This is a genomic window from Kribbella sp. NPDC026611, from assembly GCF_040638345.1.
Lineage (GTDB): Bacteria > Actinomycetota > Actinomycetes > Propionibacteriales > Kribbellaceae > Kribbella.
This window is the reverse complement of record NZ_JBEZYC010000001.1, coordinates 709,075-730,712: the sequence shown is the minus strand read 5'-3', so window position 1 is coordinate 730,712 and position 21,638 is coordinate 709,075. Positions and strand designations below refer to the sequence as shown.

The following is a 21,638-nucleotide window of genomic DNA, read 5'->3' as shown; positions in this document are numbered from 1 at the left end:
CAGTCTGACAACCCGTAGCCACGCACGCGAACGGATATAGCCCCTGGACCCGCCGGCAGGACATGATCAGCAGAGCACCTGAGTGAGGAAAGGCGCGGATGGACTCGCAGCAGAGCGGTGACGGGATGGGACGGGCGCGCCCACCGGACGCGGGTGAGATCGCCCGGCTGCGAACGTTCCTCGGCGTGTACACAGACCGCAACGGGACCGGGGTCGGCAGTGCCGCGGACGAGGCGCCGGACAACATCCGGCACCTCGGGACCAAGCGCGTCCCGTCGCGTGAGGTCGAGTGACTACCAGCCCTGCAACGCGCTCAGGTACGTGCCCCCTGTCGGCCGGACCGTACCGACCAGGAACAGCTTGAGGGGCGCGGCGTACAGACCGTAGGTGTGCGTGCCGGTGTAGAACCCGGCCCACTGACAGCCGTCGTACTCGACCCAGATCTCTCGCGGTCCGGCCGCGGTGGTGAACCGGAGCACGATGGCCTCGGACGGCTGTGCGGTCTGTGGCGCGCACTTGAACACGGGCAGCTCCGGGTTCCGCTCCGGCAGCACCTTGATCTCGTTGACCACCTGCTGGGCCAGGTCCGCACCGAACTGCTGCTGGCCGATCAGCCCCGCCGTACGGCTGTAGCGGCAGGCCTGCATGCCGGTCACCGGGGTGTTCACGTCGAGCCCGGCCGACAGGGCGCCCGGACCGGCCTCCTGCAGGATCGGGCTGGTGGACGGGCACATCTCGGCCGCCTTCGGCTTGGTCATCCCTTCCGTCGACTGCGGTGCGAGCGCCTTGCTGTCGCCGGCTCCGCCGCTGGAGGTGGACGCGGTCTCGGCCCCCCCGCCGCCGCTCAGGTTCCACACGCCTCCGATAACCCCTGCTACCAGAACCACCGACGCCGCCGTCGTGAGCAGCTGGCGCCTTTTCCGGACCCGGCGGCGGGCCTCACCGGCCAGGCCGCCCTTCTGCAGGCCGGTCTGGGCGTCGGCCTGGCTCTGCAGCGCGGAGCTGATCCTGGGGCCGAGCTCCTGCTCAGGGTCGTGCTCAGGCATCCTCGGCTCCTTCCGTGCTCAGCGTTGTCTTCAGGGCAGCCAGTGCTCGGTGTACGTGTGACCTGGCGGTCGCTTCGGCGCAGTGCAGCAGCTGACCGATCTCGGCGTACGACAGCTCCTCGTAGAACCGCAGTACGACGGCTGCGCGCTGCTTGTCCGGCAGCGTCGCGCACAGGTCCCAGATGGCCTCCGCCTCGGCTCGGACGGCCGCACCGTCGGGGACAGCCCGAGCCGTGCGCACCGGGTCGGGCACCGGCGCCTCGCGCCGCCGGAACCGTCGCCACCAGGAGATGTGCGCGTTCACCACCATCCGTTTCACGTACGCCTCTGGGTCGTCGGCGCCGCTCACCTTGCCCCAGCGCGCGCACGCCGTCGTCAGGGCGTCCTGGACGGCGTCCTCGGCCAGGGCCGCGTCCCCGGTCAGGACGTAGGCGAACCGCAGCAGGGCATCGGCCTTCTCGGTGACCCACACCTCGAAGTCGAGCGGTTGTGCTCGATCGGTCCGTGCCTCCGCTGCCGCCAAGGCTGCCTCCATACCTCTCAGGACGGCGGAAGACCCGCGTCCGTTGCAGTGCTGCCGGGGCATGTTCTCGCGACCCCGGGGCCATGACCACACCTAGTGGCCGGTCATGCCGCCACTGTGCCCGTCCCGTGTCGTACCTGACGCCGGACCGTGCTGCGAGCGGTGCGCCGGTGGAGTGGCCTGATCGCCTGACTGAGCGGGGGACTCGGTTGCCGGCGCCGAGATGTTGCCGGCCGCCCCCTGCTCGGACTGCAACCGCACCGCAAACTCCTGCCAGTCATGCCCCTGCCCCGGCGCCTGCGTAGGCGCCGGCGGGTGCTGCGGCATCGGCGGCACCACCTGCGGCGCGTGCTGTGGCATGGGCGGGACCACTTGCGGCGCATGCTGCGGCATGGGCGGGATCGCTTGCGGCGGGTGCTGGGGCATGGGTGGGATCACCAGTGGGGCGTGCTGGGGCATCGGTGGGATCCGGGCTGCCTGGGCTCTGGCGGTTTCCGCGGCGGACCGGGCCTCTGCCATCCGCTGGTGCTGGCCGATCTTCGCTGCGGCCAGCTCGTACAGCCTGCGGTGCAGCCGCTGGCCTTCGCCGGTCGCCATCAGCGGCATCGCCTTGAAATGGTCCTTCATCGGCCGCGCGATCTGCGCCGAGAGCTTGTTCCACCCGCGGACGAAGTGACCGATCTCCCGGTCGGTCCACGGCCGGTTCCGCTCCGTCTCGATCGCCCACCGGGTCGACCCCGGCTGGTGCTGCCACTCCCCGCCCTTCCGCTCGTTCGTGAACACCGGCGCGGCCTCACCCCGCCGGTACACGTGCACGGCGTCGGCCACGCCCTGCGCCTCGATCGCGTCGGCGCTCTCCACCATGTGCTGGTAGACGTGATCGTGCTGGTCCGAGCCGATCCACCGGCCGTACCCGGCCTCCTGCCGACTGTCGTTGAACCGCTCCATGATCCCGAGCTGGCTCTGCGACTCATGCACCGCCGCGAACGCGACCTCGACCCGGTAGCCCAGCTCCTGGAACTGCTTCATCTGCGCGAGATCCGCGTACGGGTACGGCAGGACCACGTCCATCCGCCGCGACTGGACGTCGTGCAGCGCCCAGCTCCTCCACTGCGCCGCGTCCTGCCCGTACTCACCGGCAGCGGCGTAGTCGTCGTCCAGCGCCGCACCCGCGTAGTTGGGATGCTTGTCGAGCAGCTCGTCGTGGTCGAGGACGTACGCGTTCTTCATGCCGAGGTGCTGCATCGCCGCGGCCTGCATGGTGGACTTGCCCGCCCCGGGCTGCCCGACGATGAACAGGACCTTGGGCTGTCGCCACGGCGGCGGCCGCCGGTGCTGGAGGATGGCGCCCTGGATCCGCCGTAGGTAGACGTCGCCCAACTGCTGCGGTGTGAGCCTGCTCATCCAGCCCGCACCCGTGCCAGCAGCGCCGGGAACTCGGCGTTGATCCGCGCGATCTCGCCACCGTCATCGGGTGACAGTCCGCGCCGGAGCTCCTCGTACACGGCGGACTCGGCGGCGAGCCGGTCGGCCTCGGCGTCGGCACCAGCCTGTTCGGCGGCCCAGATGCGTGCGCTGTACGCCGCGATCACCGCGCCGATCCGGTTCCGCGCGGCCTCGTACGCACGCTCCTCGTCGAACGACCAGCGCGGATTCGGCTCGCTGCTCACGACCGCGCTCGCAGTACTCGGAACCCCTTCGCGCTGCCCACCCGCTCGCAGGGGTAGCCCTGCTCCGTCAGCCAGCGTTGGAGCGAGTCGCCGCCGAGGTTCTTGCCGACGACGAACCACGCCACGCCGCCCGGAGCCAGTCGAGCCAGCCAGCGCAGGAGCATCTTGTGCAGCTCCTCCTTGCCGATGTGGATCGCGGGGTTCGACCAGATCTCGTCGAAGACCACGTCGTCCGGTACGTCGTCCGGCAGCGCGACCCGGACCCGGTCCGCGACCCCTGCGGCCTTGGCGTTCTCTCGCGTCAGCACCAGCGCCCGGTTGTTGACGTCGACCGCCCATACCGTGGCGTCGGACTCGACCGCCAGCGCACAGGCGATCGGCCCGTACCCGCAGCCGAGGTCGAGGAAGGTCCCGGACCCCTGCGGCGGCTGGACCGTCCGCAGGAAGACCGACGTACCGATGTCCAGACGGTCCCGCGAGAACACCCCGGTCGCGGTCGTGAAGACATACGGCCGTCCCCAGATCGTCGCCTCGACGGTACGCCGTACGTCCGCCGACTGCGGCTCCGCGGAGAAGAAGTGGTCACCCACGCTGATGCACCTCTCCCCTGACCTGCCGCGCCTGCAACGCCCGCGCGGCAAGCTCGTCGTCCGCCGGGTAGCGCACTTCCTCCAGCGTCAACCCATGCGCCGGGAGCACCGACACAGCCGAGTCACGCGCCTTGCCGGCCAGCACGGCGGCCGGCCAGTCCACAGCCCGTCGTCCGTCGCCCACCGGGATCATCGAACCCACCAGAGCCCGCACCATCGAGTGGCAGAAGGCGTCCGCGATCACCGTGCCCTCCAGCTGACCTACGCCGGTCCGTGCCCACGAGAACGCCAGCAGCGCCCGCACAGTGCTCGCGCCTTCCCGCTTCTTGCAGAACGCCGCGAAGTCGTGCTCACCGAGCAGACCCTCCGCGGCCGCGTTCATCCGGTCCACGTCCATCGGCCGACCGACGCGCAGGACGTGGCCGCGGGTCAGCGGGTCCCAGCCGGCTGGGTCGTCGCAGAGCCGGTACACGTACCGGCGGGCCAGCGCAGAGAACCGGGCGTCAAAGCCCTCTGGAGCCGCCGTGACGGCCGTGACAGCCACATCCTCGGGCAGGACGCCGTTCAGCCCTCTGAGGAGCCTGAGCGGGTCCACAGCGCCTTCCACGTCCACATGGGCGACCTGACCGCGAGCGTGTACGCCGGTATCGGTCCGGCCGGCACACGTCACGGTCAACGGCTCCGGCAGCCGCAGTACGACCCGAATGGCCTCCTCGAGCGACCCCTGCACGGTCCGCAGACCCTCCTGCCGGGCCCACCCGTGAAAAGCCGTCCCGTCATACCCAAGGTCGATCCGCCAACGCACACGGCAATCTAACGCAGGGACAGCCGTGCACCCCCACGTGACTACGGTGAGGACGGTTGACGACCGCCGGGGGAACGTGAGGGAAAGAGGAGTTCAGGATGGCCCCAGCAGGCGAACCCGAGACGTACGTTCCGCGCCCAGGCGACCTGATCGAGATCCGGAAGGACGCGGAGTACTGGCAGTTCGGGCGGGACCCGGACAAGCCGGGCACCTGGCAGCAGCGGGCCGGATTCGACACCGATGACGGCATCGTGTGGCTCTGGGTGAACGCCAACGGCGCGGACCCGTTCGACCAGGTGCCGTCCGACCGGCAGGTCGTCCTGGAGCGCGACGTCGAGGGCGGAGAGGCCGAGGAGTTCGGTCTGAGGCGCGACGAGTCCGGCGAGCTCCGGGTCGAGCCGTTGGCGCCGGAGCCGGAGCCACTCGATCTCAGCGGTGCCGAGCCGTTCCAGCTCCGCTCAGGCGACCGGGTGGTCACACAGGACAACGGCGTCTTCTCGTACCACGGCGTCGACAACACCGGCGTGGAACGCTGGCAGGCCGACTTCGCCGGCGGGATCTCCGCCGAGGTCGCGGGTGCGCCGTTCCGGTCCGGCGAGGCAGCCACCGTCGTGCGTCACCGTGAGGGCGACGACCTCGAGTTCACCGTGGCGCAGGGCGACGACGGTCTGGTGCTGGTGCCCGGTGTCGAGCAGCCGCCGATCGACCAACCCGTCGCCGATCAGGGTGGCTCCGCTCCGGCCGCGTTCCAGACCGACCGGGGCGACCGCGGCGAGCGGGCCTACGGTGCGCAGACATCGACAGCGTCGTCCCGCAAGCAGTCGCCGCCCTCGGCCGGGCGCTGAAACGCACGAGGCCCCCACACCGTTCGGTGCGGGGGCCTCGTCTACGACGTACTTATGCGTCCTTGTCGTCGGTCTTCGTGTCCTCGGTGACGACGTCCTGGACGTCGTCGGCCGGGGTCTCGTCGACCTTCGGCTCCTCGTCCTTCGGAGCCTCGTCCTTCGGGGCCGCCGCCTTCTTGGCCGGGGCCTTCTTGGCGGTCTTCTTGGCCTTCGGGGAGTCGGCCAGCGCCTCGACGAGCTCGATCTTCGCCATCGGGGCGTTGTCGCCCTTGCGCGGGCCGAGCTTGGTGATCCGGGTGTAGCCACCCGGACGGTCGGCGTACCGCTCGCCGATCTCGGTGAAGAGCACGTGCACGACGCTCTTGTCCTTGATCCGCTTCATCACCTGACGGCGCGAGTTCAGGTCACCACGCTTCGCCTTGGTGATCATCTGCTCCGCCAGCGGCTGCAGGCGCTTGGCCTTGGCCACGGTGGTGGTGATGGCGCCGTGCTCGAACAGCGACGTCGCGAGGTTGCTGAGGATCAGCTTCTCGTGCGCCGGGCTGCCGCCAAGCCGGGCACCCTTGGTGGGGGTAGGCATCTCAATAACTCCAGGAATCTAGGCTCGTCGAGCCGTTGGGATTGGGCCCGACGGGCCGCAGGTACGCTCAGTACTGCTCGGTCTCGGCGAAGCTCTCGTCCTCGTCGTCCGCCTCGTTGCCGTAGGCACCGGACGCGGCGCGCAGGTCGAACCCGGGGGGCGAGTCCTTCAGCGACAGGCCCATCTCGGCCAGCTTCAGCTTGACCTCGTCGATGGACTTGGAACCGAAGTTGCGGATGTCCAGCAGGTCCTGCTCGCTGCGCGAGATCAGCTCACCCACGGTGTGGATGCCCTCACGCTTGAGGCAGTTGTACGACCGGACCGTCAGCTGCAGGTCCTCGACCGGCAGGGCCAGGTCGGCCGCCATCTGCTCGTCCACCGGCGACGGGCCGATGTCGATGCCCTCGGCCTCGACGTTCAGCTCGCGGGCCAGGCCGAACAGCTCGACCAGGGTCTTACCGGCCGACGCGACCGCGTCGCGGGGCAGCATCGACGGCTTGGTCTCGACGTCGACCACCAGGCGGTCGAAGTCGGTGCGCTGCTCGACACGGGTGGCCTCGACCTTGTAGGTCACCTTGAGAACCGGCGAGTAGATCGAGTCGACCGGCATCCGGCCGATCTCGGCGTCCGCCGACTTGTTCTGCACCGAGGAGACGTAGCCACGGCCACGCTCGACGACCAGCTCCATCTCGAGCCGGCCCTTCTCGTTCAGGGTGGCGATCTTCAGGTCCGGGTTGTGCACCTCGACACCGGCCGGCGGCGCGATGTCCGCGGCGGTGACGTCACCGGGGCCCTGCTTGCGCAGGTACATGGTGACCGGCTCGTCGTGCTCGGAGGAGACGACCAGGTCCTTCAGGTTCAGGATCAGCTGGGTGGCGTCTTCCTTGACCCCGGCAACGGTCGAGAACTCGTGCAGGACACCGTCGATCTTGATGCTGGTGACGGCTGCACCGGGGATGGAGGACAGCAGGGTCCGGCGGATCGAGTTGCCGAGGGTGTAACCGAAGCCCGGCTCCAGCGGCTCGATCACGAACCGCGAGCGGTACTCGTCGACGACCTCTTCGGTCAGGGTGGGGCGCTGTGCGATCAGCACTGTGTGTTCCTTCTTTCGTTCGCGACGACCACTATTTGAGGTCGCGAGGGGTGAAGAACGCACCGGACCGGCCGGCAGCCCAGGGGCCACCGGCCGGCACGCGGTCAGTTCTTCGAGTAGAGCTCGACGATCAGGTGCTCGGCGACCTGGGTGTCGATCTGCTGCCGGGTGGGCAGCCCGTGGACGAGGATCCGCAACCGCTCCGGCATCACCTCGAGCCACGCCGGGACCACACGCTCGGCGTGCGTCTCCCGGGCGATGATGAACGGCGTCGTCTCGACCGACTTCGCCTTGACATCGATGATGTCGTGGGCGGCCACGCGGTACGACGGGATGTTCACCTTGACGCCGTTCACGGTGAAGTGACCGTGCACGACGAGCTGACGGGCCTGCCGCCGGGTCCGGGCCAGGCCGGAGCGGTAGACCACGTTGTCCAACCGGGACTCGAGGATCTGCAGCAGGTTGTCACCGGTCTTGCCGGAGCGCCGCGAGGCCTCCTCGTAGTACCGGCGGAACTGCTTCTCCAGGACGCCGTACGAGAAGCGGGCCTTCTGCTTCTCGCGGAGCTGGAGCAGGTACTCGCTCTCCTTCGGGCGGCCGCGGCCGTGCATACCCGGCGGGTACGGACGACGCTCGAACGCCTTGTCGCCACCGACGAGGTCAACCCCGAGACGGCGCGACTTCTTGGTCATAGGTCCGGTGTAACGGGCCATGGTTCGCTACCTTCCTCTCTCTGGGGTCAGACCCGGCGCCGCTTCGGCGGGCGGCATCCGTTGTGGGCGACTGGGGTGACGTCCTGGATGGTGCCGACCTCGAGGCCGACGGCACCCAGCGAACGGATCGCGGTCTCGCGGCCGGAGCCGGGACCCTTGACGAACACGTCGATCTTGCGCATGCCGTGCTCCATCGCCCGGCGTCCGGCGGCCTCGGCGGCCATCTGCGCGGCGAACGGGGTCGACTTGCGCGAACCCTTGAAGCCGACGGTCCCCGCGGAAGCCCACGAGATGACCGCGCCGGTCGGGTCGGTGATCGTCACGATCGTGTTGTTGAACGTGCTCTTGATGTGCGCGTGGCCGGCGGCCACGTTCTTCTTCTCCTTGCGGCGCACCTTCTTCGCGCCGGCCGCGGTGCGGCTCTTGGGAGGCATAGGTCAGTTGCTCCTGGGGTCGACGGTCATCCGGGTCACTTCTTCTTCTTGCCGGCGATCGCCTTACGACGACCCTTACGGCTGCGGGCGTTGGTGCGGGTGCGCTGACCGCGCACCGGCAGTCCGCTGCGGTGCCGGCGACCCTGGTACGACCCGATCTCGATCTTGCGGCGGATGTCCGCGGTCACCTCACGCCGGAGGTCACCTTCGATCTTGTAGTTGCCTTCGATCCAGTCCCGGAGCTTGACCAGCTCGTCGTCGCCCAGCTCGTGGACGCGCTTGTCCGGGGAGACCCCGGTGTTCTTCAGCGTCTCGTGGGCGCGCGTGCGGCCCACACCGAAGATGTACGTCAGAGCGACCTCGATGCGCTTGTCGCGCGGCAGGTCCACTCCTACGAGGCGTGCCATGTGGCGGTGTTCCTTTCGTCGGCAGAGGTGTGGTGGCGCGCTGCGTCCCCGCCCGCCTCGGTGTCTCTGTTGCGATTCACCGGCAGGGCCCCGGCCTCTGTTCCGGGGGCAACATCCACTGTTTCTGGATGAGCATGCGCGCTGTGTGGTGCGAAAGTGCCGTGTACTGCTCGGGGCTTTGTCAGCCCTGCCGCTGCTTGTGCCGCGGGTTCTCGCAGATCACCATGACCCGGCCGTGCCGGCGGATCACCTTGCACTTGTCGCAGATCTTCTTGACGCTCGGGTTGACCTTCATCGAGCTACTTTCTTCGACAGGTGTTGGTGGTGTTACTTGTACCGGTAGACGATGCGACCCCGGGTGAGGTCGTACGGCGACAGCTCCACGACGACCCGGTCCTCGGGGAGGATCCGGATGTAGTGCTGTCTCATCTTGCCGCTGATGTGCGCGAGCACCTTGTGCCCGTTGGACAGCTCAACACGGAACATCGCGTTCGGCAGGGCCTCGACGATGGTGCCCTCGAGTTCGATAACTCCCTCTTTTTTGGGCATGTCCTCGCACTTCTGTAGACGTGACTGACTATGGCTACAAAGAGCCAAGGAAAGAGTCTACGCCACCGACCCACCGGAAACCCAATCGAGACCTCTGCGGCCTCAACGGGTGGCTTCCAGCGTGGTCAGGTGCTCACTTCCCCAAGTATCCAACGGGATCAAAGCCTGATTGAGTGACTGGCCGAGCACGGTGAGTGAGTATTCGACCTTGGGTGGCACCTGGTGGAAGACCTCGCGGTGCACGATGTCGCGCGACTCCAGCTCCCGTAGCTGCTGGATCAGCATCTTCTCGGTGACTCCGTCGACCTCCCGGCGCAGCTCACCGAACCGCTTCGGGCCGTGGTGCAGCGCCCAGAGGATCCGCGGCTTCCACTTCCCGCCGATGACGTCGGCGGCCGCGTCGAGACCGCAGGTGTAGGGGCGCATACGTACCTTTCCGTCAGTACCTGACTATTTAGTCGGTACTTGTCCATCCTAAAGCGTCGCGCCGAGGGTTGACCGTATGAAGTCACCCGTCACCGTCCTCGGTCTCGGCGCCATGGGCACCGCCCTCGCCCGAGCCCTCGTCAACGCCGGTCATCCGACCACCGTCTGGAACCGCACTCCCGGCCGCTCCCCCGAGCTCGGCGTCACCCGCGCCACCACCCCTGAGGAGGCCGCCGCCGCGAGCCCGCTGATCGTGGTCTGCCTGCTGGTCGCCGACACCGTCCGCGAGACCCTCGCCGGCCTCGACCTCACCGACCGCACGATCGTCAACCTGACCAACACCACCCCGGAACAGTCCAGGGCCATCGCGGACGAGGTCTCCCTGGCCGGTGGTTCGTACCTCGACGGCGGCATCATGGCCGTCCCACCCATGATCGCCACCCCAGCCGCCTTCATCTTCTACAGCGGCCCACAGGACGTCTTCGAGAACCACCAGAGCGTGCTGGAGACCATGGCGCGCCCGGAGTACGTCGGCGCCGACCCCGGCTTCGCCTCCCTCCACGACATCGCCCTCCTGTCCGCGATGTACGGCCTGTTCGCCGGCGCCACCCACGCCCTGGCTCTGACCACCAGCGCAGGCCTCCCGGCCGAACCGTTCACCACCAACTACCTGCACCCCTGGCTCACAGCCATGCTCGGCTCTGTCCCTCACATCGCCGCGGAGCTCGACCACGGCCCCGCCGAGCCGTCAGCTTCGAGTCTCTCCATGCAGGCAGCCGCCTACGACAACCTCGTCACCACAGCAACGGCCCAAGGGTCAACCCGCTGCTGATGACTCCTGTCGGTGAGTTGCTGGCGAAGGCGGTCGCGGCCGGCCACGGCGAGCGGGGCCTGTCGGCGTTGGTCGACGTACTCAGGGCTCCTGCTGGGTAGCGGCCCACTGTTCACCCTCGCGCCACAGTTGCTGCGGCATCAGGTCCAGCAGGTCGCAGGCAGCGTCCAGCTGGGCCAGGGCGGTCGTGGTGTCGCGGTACGCCGGGAGGATCGCCACGAATCGCCTGCCCTCGCAGCTGAAGCCGAAGGCCGGCACCTGGGCCAATGCCTCCACAGCCCTGGGATGTAAGACAGCCAACGCGTGGTCTTCCCGTCCGTTGAACAGGCGGTACTGCCCAGGCAGACCGTCGACGACGAGCTTGATCGGCAACAGGCTCGCGGCCGCGACCGGGGCGAGCGAAGCGGGCAGCACCTGCAGCGGCGGCAATGGCCGGTCCACCTGCAGGTCCAGGAAGTCGAAGCCGAGCTCGCGCCGCCGCACCCGGTGCCGGAACCGCCCGGTCGAGAACTCCCGCCCGCGGTGCCGACCCGTGGTCACGTCGACGACCGAGGCCTTCGGGTCCGCGTCGAACGGTGGGAACGGCCAACGATCCAGCAGCTCCGGCTTGGACGCGCTGACCCGCCAGCCGAGCTGACTCGCCGCGTCGGCCCACGCCTTCCGCCGCCGCCCCTCACCGAGCCGGAACGCGAACGTCAGCAGCACCAGCACCAAGAACCACCCCAGCACGAACCAGCCGACCCACCGTGGTTCCAGCAGCAGCCCCACCACCGCCAGCGGTACGGCGACAGCGAACCAGATGACATAGACGACCGCAGACCCTTGGTGCAGCTGCCACGACCAGTCCGGCCGCAACCGTGGGCCGGTGAGACGAGGAGTGACTGGAGCTGCGGTCAACGGCGCCTGCCGAGGCCGCCGAGGGCGATGATCGCCCAGGGGATCAGCAACCAGACCGGCCAGAAGTGCGGCCAGTGGCCACCGTTGCCGAGTCCGATCACGAACCAGATCACGACGTTGAGCAGCACCACACCGGTGAACCCACCGATCGCGCCACCGCGGCGGTGCGGGTGGTTGTCCGGCTTACGCTCCGGGAACTGCCCCGGCGCCGGAGCGGGTTTCGCGTCCTGCACGACCTCCGGCGTTTGGTACGTGCGCACCGGCGGCAGGTCCCGCACCAGCGGCTCGAGCTCGCCGTACGTCTGCACGGCGTACAGCTTGTCGAGCCGGGAGGAGAACTCGGGCTGGTCCAGCCGCCCGTCCGCGAACGCATCCCGCAACCGCCCGGCGATCTTGTCCCGGTCGGCTTCGGTGAAACGCTGGTACGGCTGGTACTGAGGCATGTCTCAAGTGTGCCTCAGCTTCGGTCCCCGTGGCGTCCCCCGACGGGTGGACCCCCGGGGTCCGTCAGTCGGCGGCCGGACCGTCAGTCGGCCAGCGGACCCATCTTCACCCCGAGCGCGGCCAGCTCGGCCTCGCCGCCGTCGAGCGCGGTCAGCACCCACGGACCCTGCGGAGTGAGAGTGAAGGTGTGCTCTGTGTGCGCGGCGGTCCGGCCGTCGTCGGTGACGACCGTCCAGTCGTCCTCGAGCGTGTGGTTGTCCTGCTTGCCGAGCGTGAGCATCGGCTCGACCGCGAGCGCCATCCCCTCGACCAGCTTCGGGCCACGGCCCGGGCGGCCGAAGTTCGGCACGTTCGGTGGCTGGTGCATGGCCGAGCCGATCCCGTGCCCGACGAAGTCCTCGACGATGCCGTACGCCGAGTTCGCCCGCACGTGCGCCTCGACCGCGGCCGAGATGTCGGTCAGCCGGCCGCCGAGCTTCGCCGCCGCGAACCCCCGCCACATCGACTCGGCGCAGATCCGGGCGAGCTCGAGGTACTCCGGGTCCACCTCGCCGACCGGGACGGTGATCGCGGCGTCGCCGTGCCAGCCGTCCACGATCGCACCACAGTCGATCGAGATCAGGTCGCCGTCGGCCAGCACCCGGTCGCCCGGGATGCCGTGCACGATCTCGTCGTTCACCGACGCACAGATCGAGCCGGTGAAGCCGTGGTACCCCTTGAACGACGGGATCGCGCCGGAGGACCGGATGTGGTCCTCGGCGATCGCGTCGAGCTCGCCGGTGCTGATACCGGCCTTGACCTCACCGCGGAGCAGCTCCAGCGTGCGGCCGACCACCAGGCCGGCCTTGCGCATCGCCAGAATCTGCTCGCGGGTCTTGATCTCGATTCCGCGGTCCCTGAACATCTCGCCTTACTTACTCGGTGACGGTCTTGAGAGCGGCGAGCACCCGCTCGCTGACCTCGTCGATCTCGCCGACGCCGTCCACCTCGACCAGCAGGCCGCGCTGCGCGTACACCTGCAGCAGCGGCTTGGTCTCGGCGGTGTAGACGTCCTGCCGGTGCCGGATGACCTCTTCGGAGTCGTCCGCCCGGCCCTCGGTGTGGGACCGCTTGGTCATCCGCTCGACCAGGACCTCGATGTCCGCGACCAGCGCGACCACGGCGTCCAGCTTGTGGCCGTGGTCGGCCAGGATGTCGTCGAGCGTGCCGACCTGGGCCAGGGTCCGGGGATAGCCGTCCAGCAGGAAGCCGTCGCCGGCGTCCGCCTCGGACAGCCGGTCCCGGACCATCGCGTTGGTGACCTCGTCGGGGACGTAGTCACCGGCATCCATGTAGCGCTTCGCCTCGAGCCCGAGCGGCGTCTCGTCCTTGACGTTCGCACGGAAGATGTCGCCGGTGGACACGGCCGGGATCTTCAGGCGTTCCGCAAGCACCTTTGCCTGCGTACCCTTGCCCGCCCCGGGCGGACCCATCAGCAACATTCTCATCAGCGCAGGAACCCTTCGTAGTTTCGCTGCTGCAGCTGAGACTCGATCTGCTTCACCGTGTCCAGACCGACGCCGACCATGATCAGGATCGACGTACCACCGAACGGGAAGTTCTGACTCGCGTTCAGCAGCACCAGCGCGACCAGCGGGATCATCGAGATCGCCGCCAGATAGATCGCGCCGGGCAGCGTGATGCGGGACAGTACGTAGCCCAGGTACTCCTCGGTCGGCCGGCCGGCACGAATGCCGGGGATGAAGCCGCCGTACTTCTTCATGTTGTCCGCGACTTCCTTCGGGTTGAAGGTGATCGAGACGTAGAAGTACGTGAAGAAGATGATCAGGGCGACGTACGTCACCATGTAAATGGGGTGGTCGCCCTTGACCAAGTTGCCCTGGATCCAGTTCGACCAAGGCTTGCCTTGCTGGAACTGACTGACCAGGACGGGGAGATACAGCAGGCTGGAGGCGAAGATCACCGGGATGACCCCGGCCTGGTTCACCTTCAGCGGAATGTACGTCGAGGTGCCGCCGAACATCTTCCGGCCGACCATGCGCTTGGCGTACTGGACCGGGATCCGGCGCTGCGCCTGCTCGATGAAGATGACCGCGGCCATGATGACCAGACCGATCAGGATCACCACGACGAAGGTGGCGACACCCTTCTGCTTGCGGATGCTCCACAGCTGGGTCGGGAAGGTGGCGACGATCTGGGTGAAGATCAGGATCGACATACCGTTACCGACGCCACGGTCGGTGATCAGCTCGCCCAGCCACATGATCACGCCGGTGCCGGCGGTCATCGTCAGCACCATCACCATGACGGTGAACCAGTCGTCCTTGTACAGCAGCGGCTCGCTGCAGCCCTGGAACAGGCGGCCCGGGGTGCGGGCCAGCGCCACGAAGGCGGTGGACTGCAGGATCGCCAGGCCGACGGTCAGGAACCGGGTGTACTGGGTGATCTTGGCCTGTCCCGCCTGACCTTCCTTCTTCAGCGACTCCAGCCGCGGGATCACCACGGTGAGCAGCTGGAGGATGATGCTGGCGGTGATGTACGGCATGATGCCGAGCGCGAAGATCGCGAGCTGCAGCAGCGCCCCGCCGGAGAACAGGTTGATCAAGTTGTACAGATTGGCGTTCGCGCCGTTCTGCGAGGCCTTGATACACGTGTGCAACGACTGGACGTTCACGCCCGGCGCCGGCACGACGGAGCCGATCCGGAAGATCACCACGATGAAGAGCACGAACAAGATCTTCCGGCGCAGGTCCGGAGTCTTGAACGCGTTGGCAAAGGCGCCTAACACCCTGTCCTCCCACAAATGTTCCCTTGCCGCGGGCACGGCAGGGGCCTAGCAAAGCAGCTGGGCAAGAGACGAACCAGGGCTCGTCCGACCGGTGCAGGGTATCAAGCACCGGGCGTTACGAGCCCTGGACCTCGTGTCACACCTCGGTCGTGGTCCCTCCGGCCGCCTGGATCTTCTCCTGGGCGGACTTGGAGAACTTGTTGGCCGAGACCTGCAGTGCCACGGTCAGTTCGCCGTCACCCAGCACCTTGACCGGCTGACCACGGCGGACCGCGCCCTTGGCGACCAGCTCGGCCACGCCGACCTCGCCACCTTCGGGGAACAGTTGTCCGAGCTTCTCCAGGTTAACGACCTGGAACTCCACCCGGTTCCTGCTCTTGAAGCCCTTGAGCTTCGGGAGCCGCATGTGCAGCGGCATCTGGCCACCCTCGAACCACTCGGGGATGTTGTTGCGGGCCTTGCTGCCCTTGGTACCGCGGCCGGCCGTCTTGCCCTTGCTGCCCTCACCGCGACCCACGCGGGTCTTGGCGGTCTTGGCTCCGGGCGCCGGACGCAGGTGATGAACCTTGAGCGCCATGTCAGTCAACCTCTTCAACCGTGATGAGGTGGCGAACCGCACGCACCATGCCGCGCACCTCGGGCTTGTCCTCGTGGACGGCGCTGTCGCCGATCCGCTTGACGCCGAGGGTGCGCAGGGTGTCGCGCTGGTTCTGCTTGCCACCGATTCCGGACTTGACCTGAGTCACCTTGAGGCGGGCCATCAGGAGGCCACCTCCGCCCGGGCCTTCAGCAGGGCCGCCGGAGCGACGTCCTCGACCGGCAGGCCACGGCGCGCGGCCACGGCCTCCGGGGTCTCCAGGCTGCGCAGCGCCGCAACGGTGGCGTGCACCACGTTGATCGCGTTGGACGAGCCCAGCGACTTGCTGAGGATGTCGTGGATCCCGGCGCACTCCAGTACGGCGCGCGCCGAACCGCCCGCGATCACACCGGTACCGGGCGCGGCCGGACGCAGCATGACCACGCCTGCCGCCTTCTCGCCCTGCACCGGGTGCGGGATGGTGCCCTGGATCCGCGGCACCTTGAAGAACGCCTTCTTGGCCTCCTCGACACCCTTGGCGATCGCCGCGGGCACCTCCTTGGCCTTGCCGTAACCCACACCGACGGTGCCTTCACCGTCGCCGACGACCACGAGGGCGGTGAAGCTGAAGCGACGTCCACCCTTCACGACCTTGGCGACCCGGTTGATGGCTACCACGCGCTCGATGTAGGCGGTCTTGTCCGCCTGCTGACCGCGACCACCGTCGCGGCCACGGCGCTCACCACCGGCGCCGCCTCCGCGACGCTGCTGGCCTCCGCTCATGTCGAACTACCCTCTTCCTTTGATCGCCTGTCAGAAGCCGAGGCCGCCCTCACGGGCAGCGTCAGCTAGGGCCGCGATACGGCCGTGGTACTTGTTCCCGGCCCGGTCGAAGACGACCGAGTCGATGCCGGCGGCCTTGGCCCGGTCGGCGATGAGACCGCCGACGGTCTTGGCCTTGTCGGTCTTGTTCGCCTCGGCGCCGCGCAGGTCGCTCTCCATGGTGGAGGCGGAGACCAGCGTCTTGCCGGCGACGTCGTCGATGACCTGCGCGAACAGGTGCCGCGACGACTTGGTGACCACCAGGCGCGGCCGCTCGGCCGTGCCGTTGATCTTCTTCCGGACCCGGATCTGGCGACGCAGCCGGGAGGCCGTCTTCTTGGCGGAGTGCTTGTGCGGACGCAGTCCGATCGCCATGGTTACTTACCAGCCTTTCCGACCTTGCGGCGCACCTGCTCGCCCGCGTACCGCACACCCTTGCCCTTGTACGGCTCGGGCTTGCGCAGCTTGCGGATGTTGGCGGCGACCTCGCCCACCGACTGCTTGTCGATGCCGACCACCGAGAACCGGGTCGGGGCCTCCACGTTGAACGTGATGCCTTCCGGCGCGTCCACCGTGATCGTGTGGCTGTAACCGAGCGAGAACTCCAGCTGGGCCGGGCCCTTGGAGATGACGCGGTAACCGACGCCGACGATCTCGAGCTTCTTCTCGTAGCCGTCCGTGACCCCGGTGACCAGGTTGGCGATCAGGGTGCGGGACAGGCCGTGCAGTTCCTTGCTCTTGCGCTGGTCGTCCGGACGCGTGACGGCGATCGCGCCGTCCTCGTCGCGGGCGACCGCGATGGGCTCAGCGACGACGTGCGACAGCTGACCCTTCGGACCCTTCACGGTGACCGTCTGGCCGTCGATCGTGACGTCGACGCCGGACGGGACCGAGACCGGGAGCTTACCGATGCGAGACATTTCTGTGGTCCTCCTTCCGGTTCTTCGTCACCAGACGTAGGCGAGGACTTCCCCGCCGACGCCCTTGTTCTTGGCCTGGCGGTCGGTCAGCAGTCCCTGGGACGTCGAGATGATCGCGACACCCAGTCCGCCGAGGACCTTGGGCAGGTTGGTCGACTTCGCGTAAACCCGCAGGCCCGGCTTCGAGATCCGGCGGACGCCCGCGATGGAGCGCTCCCGGCTCGGACCGAACTTGAGGTCCACGTGCAGGGTCTTGCCGACCGCCCCTTCCTTGGGGTCCTCCACCTTGTAGGAGGCGATGTAGCCCTCCTGCTGGAGGATGTCGGCGATGCCCTGCTTGATCTTGCTGTACGGCATCGAGGTCGACTCGTGGTACGCCTGATTGGCGTTCCGCAGACGTGTCAACATGTCTGCGATCGGGTCGGTCATCGTCATGGCCTGGGGCCTCTTTCCCGCCGTGGTTTCGCCTCGTGGCGACCTACGGTGACTAGATGGTGAGTAGGGAGAAGTTCGGGGGTGGAGACGGTCACCAGCTGGACTTGGTCACACCGGGCAGCTCGCCCCGGTGCGCCATCTCCCGCAGGCAGATCCGGCACAGGCCGAACTTGCGGAAGACCGCCTTCGGCCGGCCGCAGCGCTGGCAGCGGGTGTAACCGCGCACCGCGAACTTCGGCTTCCGGGCCTGCTTGACCTTGAGTGCTGTCTTCGCCACGTCAGTTCTCCTTGAACGGGAAGCCGAGTGCCCGCAGCAGGGCCCGGCCCTCGTCGTCGTTCTCGGCGGTGGTCACCACGGTGATGTCCATGCCGCGGACCCGGTCGATGCGGTCCTGGTTGATCTCGTGGAACATCACCTGCTCGGTCAGGCCGAAGGTGTAGTTCCCGGTGCCGTCGAACTGCTTGGCGGACAGGCCGCGGAAGTCACGGATCCGGGGCAGCGCGAGCGCCAGCAGCCGGTCCAGGAACTCCCACATCCGGTCGCCGCGCAGCGTCACGTGCGCGCCGATCGGCATCCCCTCGCGCAGCTTGAACTGCGCGATCGACTTGCGGGCCTTGGTCACCTGCGGCTTCTGGCCGGTGATCGCGGCCAGGTCCTTCACCGCGCCCTCGATCAGCTTCGAGTCCCGGGCCGCCTCGCCGACGCCCATGTTCACCACGATCTTGGTGAGGCCGGGCACCTGCATCACGTTGGCGTACTGGAACTGCTCCTGCAGCTTGCCGACGATCTCCTCGCGGTACTTCGTCTTCAGCCGCGGCTGGACCTTTTCGGTCACTGCGGTCGTCATCAGATCTCCTCGCCGGTACGCCGGGCGATCCGGACGCTCCGGAAACCGGTGTACGTCGAACCGTCCGGACGGCGCTTCTGCACCTCGACGCGGTTGTAGCCGACGCGGGTGGTCACCTTCTGCTTCTTGCCGTCCTTCTCGACCTCGACCAGAAGCATCACGTTGGAGACGTGGATCGGGGCTTCCTGGGTGACGATGCCACCCGTGGTGCCGCCGCGCTGGGCCTGCTGCACCTTGGTGTGCTTCTTGACCCGGTTCACGCCCTCGACGATGACCTTCTCGTCGTTCGGGAAGACCTGGATGATCTTCCCCTCGAGGCCCTTGGAGCGACCCGAGATCACGCGGACCTGGTCACCCTTCCGTACGTGCAGTTTGTTCTGTGCCTTTTTTTGGGCCATGTCAGAGCACCTCCGGGGCGAGCGAGATGATCTTCATGAAGCGCTTCTCGCGCAGCTCCCGCCCGACCGGGCCGAAGATACGGGTACCGCGCGGCTCGCCGTCGGCCTTGAGGATCACCGCGGCGTTCTCGTCGAAGCGGATGTAGGAGCCGTCCGGACGCCGGCGCTCCTTCACGGTCCGCACGACGACCGCCTTGACGACGTCACCCTTCTTCACACCGCCACCCGGGATCGCGTCCTTGACGGTGGCGACGATCGTGTCACCGACACCGGCGTAGCGCCGACCGGAGCCACCGAGAACGCGGATGCAGAGAATCTCCTTCGCACCCGTGTTGTCGGCGACCTTCAGTCGCGACTCCTGCTGGATCATCTGTTGATCTCCTGGTTGTCTCGCTGGTTCTCACCGTGGTGAGCCTTGCGGAACGAATAAATTTCGGTTGGTTGCCGACCCGTGCCGTCGAGGCTGGGACCGGGAACTACTTGGCCTTCTCGAGGATCTCGACGACGCGCCAGCGCTTGGTCGCCGACAGCGGCCGGGTCTCCATCAGGAGGACGCGGTCGCCGATGCCGGCGGCGTTCTGCTCGTCGTGCGCCTTGAGCTTGCTGGTGCGCCGGATGACCTTGCCGTACAGGTGGTGCTTCACCCGGTCCTCGACCTCGACCACGACGGTCTTGTCCATCTTGTCGCTCAGCACCAGGCCCTCACGGGTCTTCCGGCGGCCGCGCGTCTCGGTCGTGCTCACGGTCTCGTCCTTCACGTTCTCGGTCATGCCTTGCTCCCAGCCTTCTCACTGTCGTCCGCGGTCTCGACGGCGTCAGCCTCGACGACGTCGGTCGCCTCGGCCGCCGGTGCGTCGACCTCCTCGGTGATCCCGAGCGCGCGCTCGGACATCACCGTGTAGATGCGGGCGATGTCCTTGCGGACGGCGCGCAGCCGGCCGTGGGACTCCAGCTGGCCCGTGGCAGCCTGGAACCGGAGGTTGAACAGCTCCTCCTTGGCTTCGCCGAGCTTGCTCAGCAGCTCGTCCCGGCCCAGGTTCCGCAGCTCGGCGGCGGTCTGGATAGCCATCAGTTCTCACCTGCCTCTCGGGCGATGAAGCGGCACTTCATCGGCAACTTGTGGATCGCGCGGCGCAGCGCCTCGCGAGCGATGTCCTCCGGTACGCCGGAGAGCTCGAACAGCACGCGACCGGCCTTGACGTTGGCGATCCACCACTCCGGCGAACCCTTGCCGGAACCCATCCGGGTCTCGGCCGGCTTCTTGGTCAGCGGGCGGTCCGGGTAGATGTTGATCCACACCTTGCCGCCACGCTTGATGTGCCGGGTCATCGCGATACGCGCGGCCTCGATCTGCCGGTTGGTGACGTAGTGGTTCTCCAGCGCCTGGATACCGAACTCACCGAAGGCCAGCGTGGTGCCACCCTTTGCGGCGCCGGAGCGCCCCGGGTGGTGCTGCTTGCGGTGCTTGACCTTGCGGGGGATGAGCATCGTTCAGCTCTCCGTTCCGGTCGTCTCGGCGGGCTTGTCGGCCGCCGGAGCGGACGCCTCAGCCGGAGCCTGGTTGCGCGCGTTGTCACGGTCGCCGCCACGGTTGTCGCCACGGCCGCCGCGGCCGCCACGGCCACCCCGGTCGTCGCGGTCGCCACCACGGCCACCACGGTCGTCCCGGCGAGCCGGGCGACGCTGCTGGGTCGCGGCCCGCGCGGCGGCCTGCGCCTCGCGCTCGGCCCGGGAGCCGGCCACGTCACCCTTGTAGATCCAGACCTTCACGCCGATCCGGCCGAAGGTCGTGCGGGCCTCGTAGAAGCCGTAGTCGATGTCCGCGCGCAGCGTGTGCAGCGGGACGCGGCCTTCGCGGTAGAACTCCGACCGCGACATCTCCGCGCCACCGAGCCGGCCGGAGCACTGGATCCGGATGCCCAGGGCGCCGCCACGCATGGTGGTCTGCATCGCCTTGCGCATCGCGCGGCGGAACGCCACGCGGCCGGACAGCTGCTCGGCCACACCCTGTGCGACCAGCTGGGCGTCGACCTCGGAGTTCTTCACCTCGAGGATGTTCAGCTGCACCTGCTTGCCGGTGAGCTCCTCCAGGCTGCCCCGGATCCGGTCCGCCTCGGCGCCACGGCGACCGATGACGATGCCCGGACGCGCGGTGTGGATGTCCACCCGGACCCGGTCACGGGTGCGCTCGATCTCCACGCGGGAGATGCCGGCGCGCTCCATGCCCTTGCTCAGCAGGCGACGGATCTTGACGTCCTCGCCCACGTAGTCCTTGTACAGCTTGTCGGCGTACCAACGGCTCTTGTGGTCGGTGCTGATGCCGAGACGGAACCCGTGCGGGTTTACCTTCTGTCCCACGTCAGGACTCCTTCTTCTCAGCGGTGGCCTTCTTGGCGGCCTTCTTGGCAGGCGCCTTCTTGGCCGGCTTGTCCGCAGCGGCTTCGGCCGGCTTGTCGGCGGCCTTCTTGGCCGTCTTCTTGGCCGGGGCCTTCTTCGCCGTCGCCGGCGCGTCCGCGGTCTTCTTGGCAGCCGCCTTCTTGGCCGGTGCCTTCGGAGCCTCCTCCTCGGTGACCCGCGGCTCGACCACGACGGTGATGTGGCTGGTCCGCTTGTCGATCCGGGTGGCCCGGCCCTGGGCGCGGGGGCGGTGACGCTTCAGCGTCGGTCCCTCGTCGACCAGAACCTTGGACACGACCAGGTCGGTCCGGCTCAGGTGCTCGGTGCCCTCGGCGTTCGCCGCGGCGCTGTCGACGACCTTGTACACGGTCGCGGCAGCGGCCTGCGGGGCGAACTTCAGAGTGGCGAGTGCGTCGTCGACGCCGAGGCCGCGCACCAGGTCACCCACGCGGCGCGCCTTCATCGGCGTCACGCGGACGAAGCGCGCGACCGCGAAGGCCCCGGGCTGCTCGCCCAGCAGGCTCTCGCGACGGGCGCTGATCGCCCTACGCTCTTGAACGCTCATGATGTTCGAATCTCTCCGTAGGTTGCTTTCGCTT

General features: G+C 68.1%; 35 protein-coding genes and 2 pseudogenes. 3 read left to right on the top strand and 34 right to left on the bottom strand.

Annotated elements, in window-relative coordinates:
• Positions 1 to 98: 98 nt before the first annotated feature.
• The gene (locus AB0E69_RS03735; RefSeq protein WP_360138954.1) at positions 99 to 293 is read left to right on the top strand and encodes a hypothetical protein; all 195 of its coding nucleotides are present in this window, start codon (positions 99 to 101) and stop codon (positions 291 to 293) included.
• Here AB0E69_RS03735 and AB0E69_RS03730 read toward each other — a convergent pair whose 3' ends face one another.
• The 6 genes from AB0E69_RS03730 to truA all read right to left on the bottom strand — a co-directional run bounded on the left by AB0E69_RS03730 (position 294) and on the right by truA (position 4,634).
• Positions 294 to 1,046 (bottom strand): hypothetical protein, encoded by a 753-nt coding sequence (locus tag AB0E69_RS03730; protein WP_360138951.1) that lies wholly within the window; start codon positions 1,044 to 1,046, stop codon positions 294 to 296.
• Positions 1,039 to 1,569 (bottom strand): SigE family RNA polymerase sigma factor, encoded by a 531-nt coding sequence (locus tag AB0E69_RS03725; RefSeq protein ID WP_360138948.1) that lies wholly within the window; start codon positions 1,567 to 1,569, stop codon positions 1,039 to 1,041. Before AB0E69_RS03725 ends, AB0E69_RS03730 begins: the two co-directional genes overlap by 8 nt.
• A gap of 93 nt (positions 1,570 to 1,662) precedes the next feature.
• Positions 1,663 to 2,973 carry a zeta toxin family protein gene (locus AB0E69_RS03720; RefSeq protein WP_360138945.1) on the bottom strand — a complete coding sequence of 437 codons (1,311 nt, stop codon included), beginning with the start codon at positions 2,971 to 2,973 and terminating at the stop codon, positions 1,663 to 1,665.
• Entirely contained in the window at positions 2,970 to 3,239 is a 270-nt protein-coding gene (locus tag AB0E69_RS03715; RefSeq protein ID WP_360138942.1) for a hypothetical protein, read from the bottom strand. The genes AB0E69_RS03720 and AB0E69_RS03715 overlap by 4 nt, the downstream gene beginning before the upstream one ends.
• Positions 3,236 to 3,829 (bottom strand): methyltransferase, encoded by a 594-nt coding sequence (locus tag AB0E69_RS03710; protein WP_360138939.1) that lies wholly within the window; start codon positions 3,827 to 3,829, stop codon positions 3,236 to 3,238. The genes AB0E69_RS03715 and AB0E69_RS03710 overlap by 4 nt, the downstream gene beginning before the upstream one ends.
• Positions 3,822 to 4,634, bottom strand: a complete 813-nt coding sequence (gene truA / locus AB0E69_RS03705; RefSeq protein WP_360138936.1) for a tRNA pseudouridine(38-40) synthase TruA — start codon at positions 4,632 to 4,634, stop codon at positions 3,822 to 3,824. Before truA ends, AB0E69_RS03710 begins: the two co-directional genes overlap by 8 nt.
• A gap of 98 nt (positions 4,635 to 4,732) precedes the next feature.
• On the opposite strand from truA, the gene AB0E69_RS03700 reads away from it, so the two are divergent.
• Positions 4,733 to 5,479: a hypothetical protein gene (locus AB0E69_RS03700; protein ID WP_360138934.1), complete on the top strand. Its 747-nt coding sequence runs from the start codon at positions 4,733 to 4,735 to the stop codon at positions 5,477 to 5,479.
• A 52-nt stretch (positions 5,480 to 5,531) separates the two neighbouring features.
• Here AB0E69_RS03700 and rplQ read toward each other — a convergent pair whose 3' ends face one another.
• From rplQ to AB0E69_RS03660, 8 genes are all read right to left on the bottom strand, one after another.
• Positions 5,532 to 6,059 (bottom strand): 50S ribosomal protein L17, encoded by a 528-nt coding sequence (rplQ, locus tag AB0E69_RS03695; RefSeq protein WP_360138931.1) that lies wholly within the window; start codon positions 6,057 to 6,059, stop codon positions 5,532 to 5,534.
• Positions 6,060 to 6,126: 67 nt separating this feature from the next.
• The gene (locus AB0E69_RS03690; RefSeq protein WP_360138928.1) at positions 6,127 to 7,152 is read right to left on the bottom strand and encodes a DNA-directed RNA polymerase subunit alpha; all 1,026 of its coding nucleotides are present in this window, start codon (positions 7,150 to 7,152) and stop codon (positions 6,127 to 6,129) included.
• Positions 7,153 to 7,256: 104 nt separating this feature from the next.
• A complete protein-coding gene (rpsD, locus tag AB0E69_RS03685; protein ID WP_360138925.1) occupies positions 7,257 to 7,865 on the bottom strand; it encodes a 30S ribosomal protein S4 in 609 nt (202 codons plus the stop codon).
• Between the two features lie 26 nt (positions 7,866 to 7,891).
• Positions 7,892 to 8,299, bottom strand: a complete 408-nt coding sequence (gene rpsK / locus AB0E69_RS03680) for a 30S ribosomal protein S11 (protein ID WP_131286332.1) — start codon at positions 8,297 to 8,299, stop codon at positions 7,892 to 7,894.
• Positions 8,300 to 8,334: 35 nt separating this feature from the next.
• Positions 8,335 to 8,706 carry a 30S ribosomal protein S13 gene (gene rpsM / locus AB0E69_RS03675; protein ID WP_184840609.1) on the bottom strand — a complete coding sequence of 124 codons (372 nt, stop codon included), beginning with the start codon at positions 8,704 to 8,706 and terminating at the stop codon, positions 8,335 to 8,337.
• Positions 8,707 to 8,887: 181 nt separating this feature from the next.
• Positions 8,888 to 9,001, bottom strand: coding sequence for a 50S ribosomal protein L36 (rpmJ, locus tag AB0E69_RS03670; RefSeq protein WP_008361054.1), 114 nt, complete (start codon positions 8,999 to 9,001; stop codon positions 8,888 to 8,890).
• A 32-nt stretch (positions 9,002 to 9,033) separates the two neighbouring features.
• Positions 9,034 to 9,255, bottom strand: coding sequence for a translation initiation factor IF-1 (infA, locus tag AB0E69_RS03665; RefSeq protein WP_012923661.1), 222 nt, complete (start codon positions 9,253 to 9,255; stop codon positions 9,034 to 9,036).
• A gap of 102 nt (positions 9,256 to 9,357) precedes the next feature.
• Complete coding sequence (locus AB0E69_RS03660; protein ID WP_360138922.1) at positions 9,358 to 9,681, bottom strand: helix-turn-helix domain-containing protein; 324 nt, start codon at positions 9,679 to 9,681, stop codon at positions 9,358 to 9,360.
• Positions 9,682 to 9,757: 76 nt separating this feature from the next.
• Here AB0E69_RS03660 and AB0E69_RS03655 point away from each other — a divergent pair, with 76 nt between their 5' ends.
• Positions 9,758 to 10,513, top strand: a complete 756-nt coding sequence (locus tag AB0E69_RS03655) for an NAD(P)-binding domain-containing protein (protein WP_360138919.1) — start codon at positions 9,758 to 9,760, stop codon at positions 10,511 to 10,513.
• An 81-nt stretch (positions 10,514 to 10,594) separates the two neighbouring features.
• Here the strand turns inward: AB0E69_RS03655 and AB0E69_RS03650 are convergent, their stop codons facing one another.
• The 20 genes and pseudogenes from AB0E69_RS03650 to rplV all read right to left on the bottom strand — a co-directional run.
• Complete coding sequence (locus tag AB0E69_RS03650) at positions 10,595 to 11,410, bottom strand: hypothetical protein (protein ID WP_360138916.1); 816 nt, start codon at positions 11,408 to 11,410, stop codon at positions 10,595 to 10,597.
• The gene (locus tag AB0E69_RS03645) at positions 11,407 to 11,853 is read right to left on the bottom strand and encodes a DUF1707 domain-containing protein (protein ID WP_360138914.1); all 447 of its coding nucleotides are present in this window, start codon (positions 11,851 to 11,853) and stop codon (positions 11,407 to 11,409) included. The genes AB0E69_RS03650 and AB0E69_RS03645 overlap by 4 nt, the downstream gene beginning before the upstream one ends.
• Positions 11,854 to 11,936: 83 nt before the next feature.
• Complete coding sequence (map, locus tag AB0E69_RS03640; protein ID WP_360138911.1) at positions 11,937 to 12,758, bottom strand: type I methionyl aminopeptidase; 822 nt, start codon at positions 12,756 to 12,758, stop codon at positions 11,937 to 11,939.
• A 10-nt stretch (positions 12,759 to 12,768) separates the two neighbouring features.
• Positions 12,769 to 13,341, bottom strand: coding sequence for an adenylate kinase (locus tag AB0E69_RS03635; RefSeq protein WP_360138908.1), 573 nt, complete (start codon positions 13,339 to 13,341; stop codon positions 12,769 to 12,771).
• Positions 13,341 to 14,642: a preprotein translocase subunit SecY gene (gene secY / locus AB0E69_RS03630; RefSeq protein WP_360138905.1), complete on the bottom strand. Its 1,302-nt coding sequence runs from the start codon at positions 14,640 to 14,642 to the stop codon at positions 13,341 to 13,343. The genes AB0E69_RS03635 and secY overlap by 1 nt, the downstream gene beginning before the upstream one ends.
• Before the next feature lie 136 nt (positions 14,643 to 14,778).
• The gene (gene rplO, locus AB0E69_RS03625) at positions 14,779 to 15,219 is read right to left on the bottom strand and encodes a 50S ribosomal protein L15 (RefSeq protein ID WP_360138902.1); all 441 of its coding nucleotides are present in this window, start codon (positions 15,217 to 15,219) and stop codon (positions 14,779 to 14,781) included.
• A 1-nt stretch (position 15,220) separates the two neighbouring features.
• On the bottom strand, positions 15,221 to 15,403 hold the full coding sequence (gene rpmD / locus AB0E69_RS03620) for a 50S ribosomal protein L30 (protein ID WP_360138899.1): 183 nt from the start codon (positions 15,401 to 15,403) through the stop codon (positions 15,221 to 15,223).
• The gene (gene rpsE, locus AB0E69_RS03615; RefSeq protein WP_360138896.1) at positions 15,403 to 16,002 is read right to left on the bottom strand and encodes a 30S ribosomal protein S5; all 600 of its coding nucleotides are present in this window, start codon (positions 16,000 to 16,002) and stop codon (positions 15,403 to 15,405) included. The genes rpmD and rpsE overlap by 1 nt, the downstream gene beginning before the upstream one ends.
• 30 nt (positions 16,003 to 16,032) lie before the next feature.
• Positions 16,033 to 16,416: a 50S ribosomal protein L18 gene (gene rplR / locus AB0E69_RS03610; RefSeq protein ID WP_360138893.1), complete on the bottom strand. Its 384-nt coding sequence runs from the start codon at positions 16,414 to 16,416 to the stop codon at positions 16,033 to 16,035.
• A 2-nt stretch (positions 16,417 to 16,418) separates the two neighbouring features.
• Complete coding sequence (gene rplF / locus AB0E69_RS03605) at positions 16,419 to 16,961, bottom strand: 50S ribosomal protein L6 (RefSeq protein WP_360138890.1); 543 nt, start codon at positions 16,959 to 16,961, stop codon at positions 16,419 to 16,421.
• Positions 16,962 to 16,988: 27 nt separating this feature from the next.
• Positions 16,989 to 17,396, bottom strand: coding sequence for a 30S ribosomal protein S8 (gene rpsH, locus AB0E69_RS03600; protein ID WP_360138887.1), 408 nt, complete (start codon positions 17,394 to 17,396; stop codon positions 16,989 to 16,991).
• 91 nt (positions 17,397 to 17,487) lie between these two features.
• Positions 17,488 to 17,673: a type Z 30S ribosomal protein S14 gene (locus AB0E69_RS03595; protein WP_012923674.1), complete on the bottom strand. Its 186-nt coding sequence runs from the start codon at positions 17,671 to 17,673 to the stop codon at positions 17,488 to 17,490.
• 1 nt (position 17,674) lies between these two features.
• Entirely contained in the window at positions 17,675 to 18,244 is a 570-nt protein-coding gene (gene rplE, locus AB0E69_RS03590) for a 50S ribosomal protein L5 (RefSeq protein WP_360138884.1), read from the bottom strand.
• The gene (gene rplX, locus AB0E69_RS03585; RefSeq protein WP_360138881.1) at positions 18,244 to 18,642 is read right to left on the bottom strand and encodes a 50S ribosomal protein L24; all 399 of its coding nucleotides are present in this window, start codon (positions 18,640 to 18,642) and stop codon (positions 18,244 to 18,246) included. Before rplX ends, rplE begins: the two co-directional genes overlap by 1 nt.
• A 1-nt stretch (position 18,643) precedes the next feature.
• Positions 18,644 to 19,012: a 50S ribosomal protein L14 gene (gene rplN / locus AB0E69_RS03580; protein ID WP_012923677.1), complete on the bottom strand. Its 369-nt coding sequence runs from the start codon at positions 19,010 to 19,012 to the stop codon at positions 18,644 to 18,646.
• Positions 19,013 to 19,118: 106 nt separating this feature from the next.
• Entirely contained in the window at positions 19,119 to 19,412 is a 294-nt protein-coding gene (rpsQ, locus tag AB0E69_RS03575; protein WP_360138878.1) for a 30S ribosomal protein S17, read from the bottom strand.
• An 80-nt stretch (positions 19,413 to 19,492) separates the two neighbouring features.
• Positions 19,493 to 19,711 (bottom strand): annotated as a pseudogene (gene rpmC / locus AB0E69_RS03570) (50S ribosomal protein L29); the annotation flags it as partial.
• The gene (gene rplP / locus AB0E69_RS03565) at positions 19,711 to 20,130 is read right to left on the bottom strand and encodes a 50S ribosomal protein L16 (RefSeq protein ID WP_360138875.1); all 420 of its coding nucleotides are present in this window, start codon (positions 20,128 to 20,130) and stop codon (positions 19,711 to 19,713) included. The gene rplP and the pseudogene rpmC, both read right to left, overlap by 1 nt.
• 3 nt (positions 20,131 to 20,133) lie before the next feature.
• Entirely contained in the window at positions 20,134 to 21,000 is an 867-nt protein-coding gene (gene rpsC, locus AB0E69_RS03560) for a 30S ribosomal protein S3 (RefSeq protein WP_360138872.1), read from the bottom strand.
• Between the two features lie 214 nt (positions 21,001 to 21,214).
• Positions 21,215 to 21,604: pseudogene (rplV, locus tag AB0E69_RS03555) on the bottom strand (50S ribosomal protein L22); the annotation flags it as partial.
• Positions 21,605 to 21,638 lie beyond the last annotated feature (34 nt).

What these genes read in the sequence shown, in the direction of transcription:
- AB0E69_RS03735 (WP_360138954.1), top strand. Translation starts at nt 99, where the DNA reads ATGGACTCGCAGCAGAGCGGTGACGGGATGGGACGGGCGCGCCCACCG.
- AB0E69_RS03730 (WP_360138951.1), bottom strand. Translation starts at nt 1,046, where the DNA reads ATGCCTGAGCACGACCCTGAGCAGGAGCTCGGCCCCAGGATCAGCTCC.
- AB0E69_RS03720 (WP_360138945.1), bottom strand. Translation starts at nt 2,973, where the DNA reads ATGAGCAGGCTCACACCGCAGCAGTTGGGCGACGTCTACCTACGGCGG.
- AB0E69_RS03700 (WP_360138934.1), top strand. Translation starts at nt 4,733, where the DNA reads ATGGCCCCAGCAGGCGAACCCGAGACGTACGTTCCGCGCCCAGGCGAC.
- rplQ (WP_360138931.1), bottom strand. Translation starts at nt 6,059, where the DNA reads ATGCCTACCCCCACCAAGGGTGCCCGGCTTGGCGGCAGCCCGGCGCAC.
- rpsD (WP_360138925.1), bottom strand. Translation starts at nt 7,865, where the DNA reads ATGGCCCGTTACACCGGACCTATGACCAAGAAGTCGCGCCGTCTCGGG.
- rpsK (WP_131286332.1), bottom strand. Translation starts at nt 8,299, where the DNA reads ATGCCTCCCAAGAGCCGCACCGCGGCCGGCGCGAAGAAGGTGCGCCGC.
- rpsM (WP_184840609.1), bottom strand. Translation starts at nt 8,706, where the DNA reads ATGGCACGCCTCGTAGGAGTGGACCTGCCGCGCGACAAGCGCATCGAG.
- rpmJ (WP_008361054.1), bottom strand. Translation starts at nt 9,001, where the DNA reads ATGAAGGTCAACCCGAGCGTCAAGAAGATCTGCGACAAGTGCAAGGTG.
- infA (WP_012923661.1), bottom strand. Translation starts at nt 9,255, where the DNA reads ATGCCCAAAAAAGAGGGAGTTATCGAACTCGAGGGCACCATCGTCGAG.
- AB0E69_RS03660 (WP_360138922.1), bottom strand. Translation starts at nt 9,681, where the DNA reads ATGCGCCCCTACACCTGCGGTCTCGACGCGGCCGCCGACGTCATCGGC.
- AB0E69_RS03655 (WP_360138919.1), top strand. Translation starts at nt 9,758, where the DNA reads ATGAAGTCACCCGTCACCGTCCTCGGTCTCGGCGCCATGGGCACCGCC.
- AB0E69_RS03645 (WP_360138914.1), bottom strand. Translation starts at nt 11,853, where the DNA reads ATGCCTCAGTACCAGCCGTACCAGCGTTTCACCGAAGCCGACCGGGAC.
- map (WP_360138911.1), bottom strand. Translation starts at nt 12,758, where the DNA reads ATGTTCAGGGACCGCGGAATCGAGATCAAGACCCGCGAGCAGATTCTG.
- AB0E69_RS03635 (WP_360138908.1), bottom strand. Translation starts at nt 13,341, where the DNA reads ATGAGAATGTTGCTGATGGGTCCGCCCGGGGCGGGCAAGGGTACGCAG.
- rplO (WP_360138902.1), bottom strand. Translation starts at nt 15,219, where the DNA reads ATGGCGCTCAAGGTTCATCACCTGCGTCCGGCGCCCGGAGCCAAGACC.
- rpmD (WP_360138899.1), bottom strand. Translation starts at nt 15,403, where the DNA reads ATGGCCCGCCTCAAGGTGACTCAGGTCAAGTCCGGAATCGGTGGCAAG.
- rpsE (WP_360138896.1), bottom strand. Translation starts at nt 16,002, where the DNA reads ATGAGCGGAGGCCAGCAGCGTCGCGGAGGCGGCGCCGGTGGTGAGCGC.
- rplR (WP_360138893.1), bottom strand. Translation starts at nt 16,416, where the DNA reads ATGGCGATCGGACTGCGTCCGCACAAGCACTCCGCCAAGAAGACGGCC.
- rplF (WP_360138890.1), bottom strand. Translation starts at nt 16,961, where the DNA reads ATGTCTCGCATCGGTAAGCTCCCGGTCTCGGTCCCGTCCGGCGTCGAC.
- rpsH (WP_360138887.1), bottom strand. Translation starts at nt 17,396, where the DNA reads ATGACGATGACCGACCCGATCGCAGACATGTTGACACGTCTGCGGAAC.
- rplE (WP_360138884.1), bottom strand. Translation starts at nt 18,244, where the DNA reads ATGACGACCGCAGTGACCGAAAAGGTCCAGCCGCGGCTGAAGACGAAG.
- rplX (WP_360138881.1), bottom strand. Translation starts at nt 18,642, where the DNA reads ATGGCCCAAAAAAAGGCACAGAACAAACTGCACGTACGGAAGGGTGAC.
- rplN (WP_012923677.1), bottom strand. Translation starts at nt 19,012, where the DNA reads ATGATCCAGCAGGAGTCGCGACTGAAGGTCGCCGACAACACGGGTGCG.
- rpsQ (WP_360138878.1), bottom strand. Translation starts at nt 19,412, where the DNA reads ATGACCGAGAACGTGAAGGACGAGACCGTGAGCACGACCGAGACGCGC.
- rplP (WP_360138875.1), bottom strand. Translation starts at nt 20,130, where the DNA reads ATGCTCATCCCCCGCAAGGTCAAGCACCGCAAGCAGCACCACCCGGGG.